At 69.8% G+C, this 11,798-nt stretch carries 10 protein-coding genes; all 10 read right to left on the bottom strand.

Features of this window, described 5'->3' with window-relative positions:
• Window positions 1–1,218: an MFS transporter gene (locus tag MBR110_RS27765; RefSeq protein WP_011880443.1), complete on the bottom strand. Its 1,218-nt coding sequence runs from the start codon at window positions 1,216–1,218 to the stop codon at window positions 1–3.
• A gap of 181 nt (window positions 1,219–1,399) precedes the next feature.
• Window positions 1,400–2,317: a LysR family transcriptional regulator gene (locus tag MBR110_RS27760; RefSeq protein WP_014726104.1), complete on the bottom strand. Its 918-nt coding sequence runs from the start codon at window positions 2,315–2,317 to the stop codon at window positions 1,400–1,402.
• A gap of 85 nt (window positions 2,318–2,402) precedes the next feature.
• Entirely contained in the window at window positions 2,403–4,664 is a 2,262-nt protein-coding gene (locus MBR110_RS27755; protein WP_046429384.1) for a xanthine dehydrogenase family protein molybdopterin-binding subunit, read from the bottom strand.
• On the bottom strand, window positions 4,664–5,164 hold the full coding sequence (locus tag MBR110_RS27750; protein ID WP_011880440.1) for a (2Fe-2S)-binding protein: 501 nt from the start codon (window positions 5,162–5,164) through the stop codon (window positions 4,664–4,666). Before MBR110_RS27750 ends, MBR110_RS27755 begins: the two co-directional genes overlap by 1 nt.
• Complete coding sequence (locus MBR110_RS27745; protein ID WP_011880439.1) at window positions 5,161–6,447, bottom strand: c-type cytochrome; 1,287 nt, start codon at window positions 6,445–6,447, stop codon at window positions 5,161–5,163. The genes MBR110_RS27750 and MBR110_RS27745 overlap by 4 nt, the downstream gene beginning before the upstream one ends.
• A gap of 260 nt (window positions 6,448–6,707) precedes the next feature.
• Entirely contained in the window at window positions 6,708–7,856 is a 1,149-nt protein-coding gene (locus MBR110_RS27740) for an amidohydrolase family protein (RefSeq protein ID WP_181709548.1), read from the bottom strand.
• Window positions 7,853–9,526 (bottom strand): cation/acetate symporter ActP, encoded by a 1,674-nt coding sequence (gene actP, locus MBR110_RS27735; protein WP_034193605.1) that lies wholly within the window; start codon window positions 9,524–9,526, stop codon window positions 7,853–7,855. Before actP ends, MBR110_RS27740 begins: the two co-directional genes overlap by 4 nt.
• A complete protein-coding gene (locus MBR110_RS27730) occupies window positions 9,523–9,882 on the bottom strand; it encodes a DUF485 domain-containing protein (RefSeq protein WP_014726100.1) in 360 nt (119 codons plus the stop codon). The genes actP and MBR110_RS27730 overlap by 4 nt, the downstream gene beginning before the upstream one ends.
• A gap of 64 nt (window positions 9,883–9,946) precedes the next feature.
• Window positions 9,947–11,173 carry an FAD binding domain-containing protein gene (locus MBR110_RS27725; RefSeq protein ID WP_181709547.1) on the bottom strand — a complete coding sequence of 409 codons (1,227 nt, stop codon included), beginning with the start codon at window positions 11,171–11,173 and terminating at the stop codon, window positions 9,947–9,949.
• A 1-nt stretch (window position 11,174) separates the two neighbouring features.
• Window positions 11,175–11,648: a VOC family protein gene (locus tag MBR110_RS27720; protein WP_011880434.1), complete on the bottom strand. Its 474-nt coding sequence runs from the start codon at window positions 11,646–11,648 to the stop codon at window positions 11,175–11,177.
• Window positions 11,649–11,798: the final 150 nt, after the last annotated feature.

Below are 11,798 nucleotides of genomic sequence, written 5' to 3'. Positions count from 1 at the left end.
TCAGCCTTGGGCGTGGCGGCGCGCATGCGGCCGCCCGATCGCGAGGTAGTGCGCGAGCGCGACGACCGGGAACACACCGGCCACCGCCGCGACGAGCGGCCAGCCGCCGCGTTCGTAAAGCGGGCTGGCGAGCGCCGAGCCGAGCGCGCCGCCGACGAAGATGCTCGTCATGTACAGCGCGTTCAGGCGATTGCGGCTCGCTGCATGCAGCGCATAGATCTCGCGCTGGCCGAGCACCATGTTCATCTGCACCGCGAAGTCGAGCACGATGCCGGTGACGACGAGCCCGTAGAGGCCCGCGCCGTGCACCAGCGCGATCGCATACGCGAGGGCGCCGGCGATCAGCGCGATCAGCGTCGCGCGCACCGTATGGCCGGCGTCCGCGAGCCGGCCGGCCACCGGCGCCGACGTCGCGCCGATCGCGCCGACCAGCGCGAACACGCCGATCGCCGTTTGCGACAGACCGTAGTGGCGCGTCAGCTCGACCGGCACGGCGGTCCAGAACAGGCTGAACGACGCGAACATCAGGCCCTGGTAGAACGCGCGGTGACGCAGGATCGGCATCGTGCGGACCAGATGCAGCAGCGAGCCGATCAGCTCGAAGTAGGTCGCGCGATGGTCGGGCTGGCGCGCCGGAATCGTCAGCGCGAGCACCGCGGTGACGAGCGTCATCAGCACGGCCGCCGCCGCAAACACGAAGCGCCAGCCGAACGCGTCGGCGACCACGCTCGACAGCGGACGCGCGAGCAGGATGCCGAGCAGCAGCCCGCTCATGATGGTGCCGACCACGCGGCCGCGCGAATGATCGGGCGCGAGATGCGCGGCGAGCGGCACCAGGATCTGGACCGCCACCGAGCTGAAGCCGATCAGCAGCGAGATCGCCAGAAACAGCCCGGCGGTGTGCACGAACGCGGCCGCCGCGAGGCTCGCGATCGACACGACGGCCGTCACGATCATCAGCTTGCGGTTCTCGAGCAGGTCGCCGAGCGGCACGATGAAGAACAGGCCGAGCGCATAGCCGATCTGCGTCAGCGACACGATCAGGCTCGCCGTGTCGCCCGACATGTGGAGCCCCGGCGCGATCAGTTCGGTGATCGGCTGCGCGTAGTACAGGTTCGCGACGATCGCGCCGCAACTGAACGCGAACAGCAGGATCAGCCCCTGCGTGAGTTTGGCGCCGTGCGCGCCCGCCGCGAGCGGCGTTGAATCTGCTGACATGGTCGACTCCTGAAAAAGGGAAGGGCGGGCGCCGTATCACCGCGCCGGCAGCGCCTGTCGGCCCGGCGGGCGACGATGCACCGCATTGCCGTCGATACTATTGATCATTCGATAAAACGGGAATCGAGCGAGCGCGCAATCGAGCGTTGCGCGGCACGCAAAGGTGCCGCGCCGCGCGGGTTCAGCCGCGCTGGCCCTGCAGGGTGGGAATCCGCTCGAACTGGCTCGCGAGCCAGTCGACGAACACCTTGAGCTTGACGGGGATGTGACGGTTGGGCGGATACAGCACCGAGATCGGCCGCGGCGGCGCGTTGAATGCGGTCAGCACTTCGCGCAGCCGCCCGGACTTCAGGTACGGGTCCACCAGATACAGCGACGTCTTGATGAGGCCGATGCCGGCCACGCCGCACTCGATGTAGTTGTCCGCATCGTTGACGGCCACCGTGCCGCACATCTGCACGATGCGCGGTTCGCCGTCGACCACGTAGTCCCACACGCGCGGCCGGCCGGTGTCGGCCGAGATGTGGCTGACCGCGACGTGCTGCGCGAGATCGTCGACGGTCTCGGGTTCGCCGAAGCGGGCGAGGTACGCGGGCGACGCGCACGTGCAGGTGGTCAGGCTGCCGATTCGCTTCGCGATCATCCCCGAGTCGTCGAGCGCGCCGATGCGCACCACGCAGTCGACGCCTTCGCCGACCAGGTCGATCTGCCGGTCCGTCACGCCGAGCTCGATCATGATGCCCGGATGCGCTTCGAGAAACTCCGGCAGCGCGGGCACCACGACCTGCCGCGCCATCGCCGGCGGTAGGTTCACTTTCAGGCGGCCGCGCGGCACGTTGCGCGCGTGCGATACCGACGCCTCCATGTCGTCGATCTCGCGCAACACCGCGACCGAGCGCTCGTAGTACGCCTGACCGTCCTCGGTCAGCGAGATGCGGCGCGTGGTGCGGTTCAGCAGCCGGCAGCCGAGGTGCTGTTCGAGCGCGCTCAGCAGCGCGGACACGCGCGGCGTCGTGAGGCCCGTGGTGTCCGACGCGCGCGTGAAGCTGCCGGTTTCGACGATGCGCGTGAACACGCGCATCGAAAGCAAGGTATCCATCGTCGGGGTTCTCCAGGCGGTGGGCGCGTGGCGCCGGTGCGTGCCGGCGCCAGCGGCGCGGGTAGGTCGGGCGTCGCGCGGCGCGCTACGCGTCGATGCGTTTTCTCAGCGCGTCGCCGGCGAACGGCATCTCCCGCATGCGCTGGCCGGTCGCATCGAAGATCGCGTTGGCCAGTGCGCCGGCGGTCGGCCCCATCGACGCTTCGGCCGCACCGAGAAACGGCGCGCCCGGACGATTGACGAGGTGCACCTTCACGCTTTGCGGTGCGGCGGAGAAACGCAGGATAGGATAACTGCTCCAGTCGAAGCTGCGGATCCGCTCGGTGTCGTATTTCAGCGCCTCGTACAGCGTCCAGCTCGCGGCCTGCACGATGCCGCCTTCGATCTGGTTGCGGATGCCGTCCGGCGACACGATCTGGCCGGCGTCGACGGCCGCTTCCGCGTGCTCGAGCGTGACCTGCCCCGTCTCCGGCACGATCGACACCTCGACGGCGATCGCGACGTACGCCATCAGGTTCTTGTACTTGCCGAACGCGAAGCCGACGCCGCGGTTGCGCGCGCGCGGCGGCCGCGGCCAGCCGAAGTGCGTCGCGACGAGCTTGATGACCTGGCGCGCGCGATGGTCGTCCATGTGGCGCAGCCGGAACTCGACCGGATCGACGCCGGCCGCGTGCGCGAGCTCGTCCATGAAGCTCTCGATCGCCCAGACGTTGGTGTGCGCGCCGAGCGAGCGCATCGCGGAGGTCTGCAGCGGCATCGTCGGCGAGAAGTTGTTGACGATGTGCTGGTTCGGTAGCGTGTACAGCGGGATCGCGTTGCGGTCGGCGCCGCCTTCGGGCTGCAGCATCGGCGTCGACGGCGCGGGCACGAACGGCGGCTCCAGCATGCGCGCGGGCAGCAGCCGGCCGGCGTCGACGATCCGCTCGTTGTGCGAGCTGCTCCACAGCGCGTAGTTCCAGTCGACGATGCGGCCGCTCGCGTCGAGCGACGCACTGACCTCGGTCACCATCGCCGGCGTGAAGTGATCCCACGTGTGTTCCTGCTCGCGCATCCACTGCACGCGGATCGGCTTGCCTGGCAGCGCGGCCGCGATCAGCGCGGCGTGCGCGGCGACGTCGTCCGCGCCGTTGTGGCCGTAGCAGCCCGAGCCCTCGGTGTGGATGCAGCGCACGTTCGCCTTCGGCATCGACAGCATCTGCGCGAGCGCATCGCGCAGCGGGTAGACGCCCTGCGAATGGGTCCACACCGTCATCATTCCGTTCTCGAGATGCGCGACCGAACACGACGGCCCGATCGACCCGTGCAGCAGGTAGTTCTTCAGGAACGTCGCGTTCAGCGTCTTCGCGGCCGGCGCCGTCGCCGCGTGCGTGTTCGCGATTTCGATGCGCTGCGTCGAGATCCGCTTCAGTTCCGCATGGACGGTGGCGCGATCGGGCAGCTTGCGGCCCGGCGACCAGCGGCTGCCGGCGGCCAGCGCGCGCTGCGCGACCACCGCCTGCCACTCGCCCTGCGCGACCACCGCGAGCATGCTGCCGTTGCGCACGATCCGCACGACGCCCGGCAGCTTCAGGATCGCGGCTTCGTCGAACGACAGCAGCTTCGCGTCGTACACCGGCGGCATCACGACGCGCGCGTGCAGCATGCCGGGCAGCTGCATGTCCTGCACGTAGCTGACGCCGCCCGTGACCTTGTTCGGAATGTCGACGCGCGGCAGCGACGTGCCGATGACCGCGAACGTCGACGGATTCTTCAGCGGCGAGGTCGGCGCCGCGTTGCGGTGCAGGTCGACCGTGCGGATCGCGTCGCCGTAGGTCATCGTGCGGCCGTCGGGCGCGCGGATCACCGCGTCGGCCGTGGTGAGCGTATTCGGAGCGACGCCCAGGCGCTTCGCCGCGCCCTCGACCAGCAGCGCGCGCACCTGCGCGGCCGCATTCAGCAGCGCGGAGCCGCTGTCGGCCATCGTGTGGCTGCCGGCGGTCAACCCCTCGTCGGGCGACGCGCCGGTGTCGGCCGTCAGGAACGTGATCAGCGACGGCTTCATGTCGAGCTGCTCGGCGGCGACCTGCAGCAACGCGGTGCGAATGCCGGTGCCCAGCTCGACCTTGCCGGTGAAGACGGTCACCTTGCCGTCGGGGGCGATCTTGATCCACGCGTCGAGCAGCGGATTCGTCTTCAGACTGCCGGCCAGCGCCTGCGTGGCTTTGGCGACGTGAACGGCCGCGCCTTCGTCGGCGATCACGAGCTGCGCCGCCGCACGCGCGGCAGGCGCGAGCGTAAACGCGACGAACAGCGCGCCGGAAACGATGAAATGCCGGCGGCCTTCGTCGATGTCGTCGTGGGAATTCATCACAGTGCCTTGCTGATCGTGACGGGAGCGGAAGCCGGTTCCGGAGCCGGCAGCCCGGCGACCGAGCGCACGGCCGCGAGAATGCGCATGTGCGTGCCGCAGCGGCACAGATTCGGCTCCATGTGCGTGCGCAGCTCCTGCTCCGTCGGTTTCGGATTGCGCTCGAGCAGCGCCTGCGCGCGCATGATCATGCCGGCGATGCAGTAGCCGCACTGCGCGGCCTGATGCTCGACGAAAGCGCGCTGCAGCGGCCCGGGATGCTCGGCGGTGCCGAGGCTTTCGATCGTGCGCACGTTGCGCGAACCGACCGCGGCGACCGGCATCAGGCACGAGAAGGTCGGCTTGCCGTCGACGATCACGGTGCAGGCGCCGCATTGGCCGAGCCCGCAGCCGAACTTCGCGCCGTGCAGGTGCAGGTCGTTGCGCAGCGCGTACAGCAGCGGCGTGGATGGATCGATGTCGAGCGTGTGCCGCACGCCGTTGACGGTGAGGGTGATCATCGAGCGGTGTCCTCTTTTCTGAGCTTGGCGGCCATCGCGTCGGCACCGGTCCACGCGGGGCGATCGGTGTATGCCGCGCGAACGTACGCGGCGAGATCGGCGATCTGCGCATCGTCGTACTGGTCGACGAACGACGGCATGTAGTTCAGCGTGTCCTCGCCGTGCCAGCCGATGCCGTTGAACATCATCTGGATCGCGTTGCGCGGCGTATCGGCGTTCAGCGCGGTGCTGAACGCGAGCGTCGGACGCTCGCCGATCGACTGCATCGGCGCGCCCGGCCCGTGGCACTGCGCGCACGATGCCTGGAACAGCACGGCGCCGCGCTGCGCGGCCGGGTCCTTCGCGATGCGTTCCGACCCGGACGCGGTGTCGCGCGCCCGCGCATCGGCCGGTTTCTGGATCGACAGGATGTACGTGGCGATCGCTTCGACGTCGTCGGCCGGCACCGTCGCGAGATCGCGCGTGACCGGCAGCATCGGCCCCGCTGCGGCGCCGTGCTCGCTCGCGCGGCCGGTGCGCAGATACGTGACGAGCTGCGCCTGCGTCCACGGGCGCGCGGCGTGGCCGAGCGCGTTGAGCGGCGGCGCTTCCCAGCCGTCGACGAGGCCGCCGTCGAACGCGCGGCCGCCCTGTTCGCCGCCGATCGCATTCAGCGGCGAATGGCACGACGCGCAGTGGCCGAGGCCATCGACGAGCATCCTGCCGCGGTTCCATTGGGCGGATTGGGCCGGGTCGGCGCGATAGGCGCCTTCACGCAGGAACAGCACGTTCCAGAACGCGACCAGCGGCCGGAAGTTCAGCGGGAACATCAGGTCGTTGGCCGGCGCGCTCGCGTGTACCGGCTCGCGCGTCATCAGGTACGCATAGGCTGCGGCGATGTCGTCGTCCGACATCCGCGTGAAATGGATGTACGGGAACGCCGGGTAGAGCGGCTGGCCGTTGCGGCCGATGCCGGTGCGCAGCGCGCGGGCGAACGCGTCGCGCGACCAGCGGCCGATGCCGGTGTCCGGATCGGGCGTGATGTTGGTCGCGTAGATCGTGCCGAACGGCGTCGCGAGCGGCAGGCCGCCGGCGAACGGCTTGCCGTCCTTCGCGGTGTGGCACACGACGCAATCGCCGAGCGCGACGACGCGCGCGCCCGCGCGCACGAGTTGCGGATCGAACGAAGCGGCGGCCGGCGGATCGATCGGCGCGATCGCGGGCCGCACCATGATGCCGATTGCGACGGCGATGCCCGCGATCGCGATGCCGGCTGCGCCGATCCAGAGTCGCTTGTGCTTCATGCGTGCTCCGTGCGCGTCGGGGCGCCGCACGACGCGTGCAGGCCGTGTCGTGCGGGTCGGGTTGTCGCGCGCCTGTGATGGGCGACAGGGGTCATGTGATTACTCCAGCAGTCGATGACGAGCGCACGCGCGGTGCTGCGCGGCAGCTCAGGATGGCAGTCTACGCACGGGGCGCGATCAAGACCTGAAGCCCGGCTGAAACGTTCTGAACGCATCGGGCCGGTGAACAGGCCCTGGCGCGGCGCACGCCACGCCCGCGCCTAGATCCGCAGCAGCCGGCCGGCATTGCCGCCCAGCACCATCGCGCGCTGGGCGGCGGTGAGGTCCAGCCGGTCGAGAAAGCGCACCGGCTGCGCGTAGCCCATGTCGAAACAGTAGTCGCTGCCGAGCACGAGCCGGTCGATGCCGACCGTGTCGATCAGGAAGTTCAGCACTGGCCCCGAATGCGACACGGTGTCGTAGCTGAAGCGCCGCAGGTAGCTGCTCGGCTGCTGCGCGAGCCGGCGCGTTTCGGGCCGCACGGTCCAGCCGGCATCGAGCCGCCCGACCAGGATCGGCAACGCGCCCCCCGCATGCGGCAGCGTGAAATGCAGCGCCGGATGGCGGTCCAGCACGCCGCCGAGTATCAGATGCGAGCCGGCGATCGCGGTGTCGAACGGATTGCCGAGCAGGTTGCTCAGATAGAAATCGCCGAGCCGCGCGCCGCCGACCGTCTGCTGCGGATGCAGGAACACCGGCAGCCCGAGCTGCTCGATGCGGGCGAAGACCGGCGCGAAGCGCGGGTCGTCGAGGTCGCGGTTGTCGATGTTGGTGCCCATGTAGACGCCGCGTACGCCGGGCAGCTGCGACGCGCGTTCGAGCTCGTCGATCGCGTCGGTCGCATCGAGCATCGGCAGCGTCGCGAGCACGACGAAGCGCGTCGGATGACGCTGGTGCACGCGCGACGCGGCCGTGTTCCAGGTGCGCGCCAGTTTCGCGTTGAACGGCCGGTCGCCCCAGTACGCCATCGGCACGCTCAGCGACAGCGCCTGCACGTCGACGCCGGATGCGTCCATGTCGGCGAGCCGCGCGTCGACGTCGATGAACTTCATCGGCAGCGGCCCGAGGCCGCCGGCCGGCGTGCGGAACGTGAAGGTCGTGTCGTCGCAGGTGAACGCGCCGCCGAACCGCTTGCCTTCGCCGCCGACCAGCGTGCAGAAGCTCTCCGGGTAGTAGTGGGCGTGAATGTCGATCGCGCGCGGGTGGGCGGCGGGCGGCGTGGCTGGAGCCGATGAAGCCGATGCAAGCGATGAAACCGAGCCCGGCTCGGCGGCCATCGCCGGCCGTCCGGCAACCGCCGCGCCGGCGAGCGCCGCGAAGGCGCCGAGCACGCGGCGCCGGCCGCTGGACATGCAGCAGGTACAGGTCATCGTGTCGTCTCCAGGTTGTGATGGTCGTACTGCGACGGCGCGACGCCCAACTCGCATGCGACGAGCTGCAGATCGAACAGCGCGCGTTCGCGGCGCGCGCGGGCCGACCGGTCGGTCACCGACACCGCGACGATCGCGACGAACGCCGCCGCCATCGAGAACAGCGCCGGATATTCGTACGGGTAGGGCGCATGCGCGTGGCCGAGCACCTGCACCCAGACGGTCGGGCTCAGCACGGTCAGCGCGACCGCGGTGACGAGGCCGACCGCGCCGCCGACTACCGCGCCGCGCGTGGTGAGCCCGCGCCAGTAGATCGACAGCAGCAGCACCGGGAAATTGGAGCTGGCCGCGATCGAGAACGTCAGGCTGACGATGAACGCGATGTTCTGCTTCTGGAACGCGATGCCCAGCACGATCGCGAGCACGCCGAGCACCAGCGTCGTCGCGCGCGCGACGCGCATTTCGTCGCGGTCGGTGGCGCGGCCGCGGCGCAGCACGTTCGCGTAGAGGTCGTGCGAGATCGCCGACGAGCCGGCCAGCGTCAGCCCGGCGACCACCGCGAGAATGGTCGAGAACGCGACCGCGCAGATGAAGCCGAGAAACAGGTCGCCGCCGACCGCGTGCGCGAGATGGATCGCGACCATGTTCGCGCCGCCCGCGATCGCGCCGTTTGCGTCGTGATACTGCGGGTCCGCGGCGACGAGCGCGATCGTGCCGAAGCCGATCACGATGATCAGCGCATAGCCGGCGCCGACGATGCCGGTCGCATAGAGAATGCTCTTGCGCGCGGCGCCGACGTCGCCGACGGTGAAGAAGCGCATCAGGATGTGCGGCAGGCCGGCCGTGCCGAAGATCAGCGCGAGCCCGAGCGACACCGCGGACACCGGATCGGACACGAGCCCGCCCGGCCGCATGATCGCCGCGTGCTTCGGATGGATGCGTATCGCCTGCGCGAACAGCGCGTCGAGGCTGAAGCCGAAGCGGCTCAGCACCATGACCGCCATGAAGGCCGCGCCGGCGAGCAGCAGCACGGCCTTGACGATCTGGATCCACGTGGTCGCGAGCATGCCGCCGAAGAACACGTAGACGACCATCAACACGCCGACGATCACGACCGCGACCGTGTAGTTCAGCCCGAACAGCAGCTCGACCAGCTTGCCGGCGCCGACCATCTGCGACACCAGGTACAGCAGCACGATGACGATCGAGCTCGACGCCGCGAACGCGCGGATCGGGCGTTGCTGCAGCCGGTACGACACGACGTCGGCGAGCGTGTACTTGCCGAGGTTGCGCAACGGCTCGGCGATCAGGAACAGGATGATCGGCCAGCTCGCGAGGAAGCCGACCGAATAGATCAGCCCGTCGTAGCCGCTCGTGAACACGAGCGCGGAGATGCCGAGCAGCGACGCGGCCGACATGTAGTCGCCGGCGATCGCCCAGCCGTTCTGCAGCGCGGTGATGCGGCCGCCGGCCGCGTAGTGATCGGCGACGCTGTGGTTGTGGCGCGCGGCCCAGCGCGTGATGACGAGCGTCGCGGCGACGAACAGCATGAACATGCCGATCGCGAGCGGATCGTGCGCGGGCGCATGCACGGCCGGTGCGGCCGCGCATGCGGGCGTTGCGCCGGCCGCCGCGACGATCGGCGCAGCGAGGATGGCGGCGCGCTTCATTGGCCGCCTCCGTCGCGAATCGACGCGACGCGCGCGTCGTGTACCGAATTGGCGCGCCGCACGTACAGCGCGACGAGCGCGAAGGTCGCGACGAACATCCCGAAGCCGACGGGGATGCCCCACGTCGTCGTGCGGCCCGGCGCGATCGGCCGGCCCAGCCAGGCGGGCGAGAACGCCAGCGCGAGAATGAACGCGAAGTAGAGCGTGAGCATGACGGCGGTCAGCGACCACGCGAACCGCCTTCTGCGCGCGACGAGTTGGCGGAAGCGGGCCTCGCGCAGCAGCGGATGCTGGGGCGCGGCGAATGCGTCCGGATCGGGGACGGGGCCGGCACAAGCCGGAATCGAGCGGTTCACGGTGTCTCCTGGTTGGTATCGGTCATGACGTGGTGCGGCACGTCGGGCAGGCGGCCTGCGCGATTCACAGTTGCGGCGGCACGGCGGTGTCGCGCATCACGATTTCGGGCGTGCGATAGCGCTCGGCCATTTCGCGTTCGGTGTCGTTCTGCAACTGCGCCTGCATGTACGCGCCGAGATGACGCGCATGCTGGACGATCGCGGCGCCGAACGCGGTGCGCGTGTCGCTGTAGGCATGCAGCGCGTCGAGCGTATCGGCGTGGGCGCCCAGCGCCTGCACGAGCGCCATCGCGTCGCCGGCCGCCTTCGTGACGCCCATCCCGCAGTGCGGGCGCGCGACGAACGCGGCGTCGCCGAGCAGCGCGATCCGGCCGAACGTCATGTGCGGCACCTCGAGGTCGTAGATCGGCTGAAACAGCGGCTGCGCGGCGCGCGACACGACTTCCGCGAACTGCGGCGCGAGCAGCGCATGCGCGGCGTCTTCCATCGCGGTGAGCACGTCGGGCCGGATCAGCGTCGGCGGAATGCCGCCGGCCCACTGCTTGCCGGTCGCGTCGGTCAGCAGGTTCGGCAAGTCGGTGTCTTCGCGGGTCGCGCGATACCAGACGAAGTTGTAGCGGCGCTCGCCGGGCTGCGTGCTGTTGTGCCGGCCGGCAACCGGGTAGCCGAGGATCTGTTCGCGGGGCGGCAGCCCGAATGCGAACTTGCCGAACAGCGTCGCGTGCGTCGTGTCGGACAGCTCGCGTTCGTCGACCAGCCCGCGCCATGCGACATAGCCCGCGTATTGCAAGCGCGCGTCGGGCAGGAAGGTTTCGCGGATCGCCGAGCGCAGGCCGTCCGCGGCGACGACGAGATCCGCGTGGACCACCGAGCCGTCGGCGAGCGTGACCGACGCGCGATCGGGGCCGTCCGCGACGTCGGCGACCACGGCGCCCGCGTGGTAATGCTGGTCCGGCAGCGCGGCGCGCAGCACGTGGTACATCTTGCTCCACGCGGTGAGCGTCTGCGGCAGCGGCCGCTCGGAGGCGAGCGAACCGTCGCGCGCGAGCGTGATGCGCGCGTCGACGTTCACGCCGATCGACGCGTCGATCCGGACGCCGGCCGCGCGCAGCACGTCGAACAGCTCGGGATGCGTGACGATGCCCGCGCCGCGCCCGGACAGTTCGTCCGGCACGCGCTCGAACACGTCGACGTCCCAGCCGTTGCGCAGCAGCAGGTTCGCGGCGAACAGGCCGCCCAGTGAGCCGCCGACGATGGCGGCCTTGCGCTTGGTCGAATTGCGGTCGTTCATGTCACGCTCCACGGGTAGCCGCGGCTGCGCCGCGCGGGTCGAGGCCGGCCACTTCGGCGGCCGGATAGTTCAGTTCGATCGTCACGCCCGACGGGTCTTCGATGAAGATCTGATGCAGCCCGAGGCTCGGCACGGTGCGGTCGCGCCACGCGACGTTCTCGGCGCGCAGCGTGCGCCACATCGCTTCGACGCCGGTCGCGAGGAACGCGATGTGGTCGACGGTGCCGGTGCCCGTGGCCGGCACGGCCTTGTCGCCGAGATAGGCGGCAAGGCCGCGCGGGTCGGCCGGATCGATGCCGATCAGGTGCACGATTCCGTAGTCGGCTTCGTCGTCGCCGGCGTAGAGCCACGCGCCCGGGAAGTCGAATGGCGGGCGGTAGCCGCGCTTGAAGCCGAGCACCCGCTCGTAGAACCGGCACGACCGGTCGAGGTCGAGCGTGCGGATCGAGTAGTGCGCGAGTCGCGAGACAGGCATGGCGAACTCCTTGTTTATCGAAAGATAAGTTATCGGTCGATAAATTCTAGGCGAAAAGACGCGCGGCACAAAGCCGGACGTGCGCCGTGTTAACCCTCGGTGTCGAATGGGGCGGGATTGGGCCGGATTGGGCCGGCTCGGGCCGGGTTG

This window comes from Burkholderia sp. MBR-1, from assembly GCF_013822785.1.
Lineage (GTDB): Bacteria > Pseudomonadota > Gammaproteobacteria > Burkholderiales > Burkholderiaceae > Burkholderia > Burkholderia vietnamiensis.
The sequence above is the reverse complement of the archived record's forward strand: the minus strand, read 5'-3'. Positions and strand labels throughout refer to the sequence as shown.

What these genes read in the sequence shown, in the direction of transcription:
- MBR110_RS27750 (WP_011880440.1), bottom strand. Translation starts at nt 5,164, where the DNA reads ATGATCACCCTCACCGTCAACGGCGTGCGGCACACGCTCGACATCGAT.
- actP (WP_034193605.1), bottom strand. Translation starts at nt 9,526, where the DNA reads ATGAAGCGCGCCGCCATCCTCGCTGCGCCGATCGTCGCGGCGGCCGGC.
- MBR110_RS27720 (WP_011880434.1), bottom strand. Translation starts at nt 11,648, where the DNA reads ATGCCTGTCTCGCGACTCGCGCACTACTCGATCCGCACGCTCGACCTC.
- MBR110_RS27745 (WP_011880439.1), bottom strand. Translation starts at nt 6,447, where the DNA reads ATGAAGCACAAGCGACTCTGGATCGGCGCAGCCGGCATCGCGATCGCG.
- MBR110_RS27755 (WP_046429384.1), bottom strand. Translation starts at nt 4,664, where the DNA reads ATGAATTCCCACGACGACATCGACGAAGGCCGCCGGCATTTCATCGTT.
- MBR110_RS27740 (WP_181709548.1), bottom strand. Translation starts at nt 7,856, where the DNA reads ATGACCTGTACCTGCTGCATGTCCAGCGGCCGGCGCCGCGTGCTCGGC.
- MBR110_RS27725 (WP_181709547.1), bottom strand. Translation starts at nt 11,173, where the DNA reads ATGAACGACCGCAATTCGACCAAGCGCAAGGCCGCCATCGTCGGCGGC.
- MBR110_RS27760 (WP_014726104.1), bottom strand. Translation starts at nt 2,317, where the DNA reads ATGGATACCTTGCTTTCGATGCGCGTGTTCACGCGCATCGTCGAAACC.
- MBR110_RS27765 (WP_011880443.1), bottom strand. Translation starts at nt 1,218, where the DNA reads ATGTCAGCAGATTCAACGCCGCTCGCGGCGGGCGCGCACGGCGCCAAA.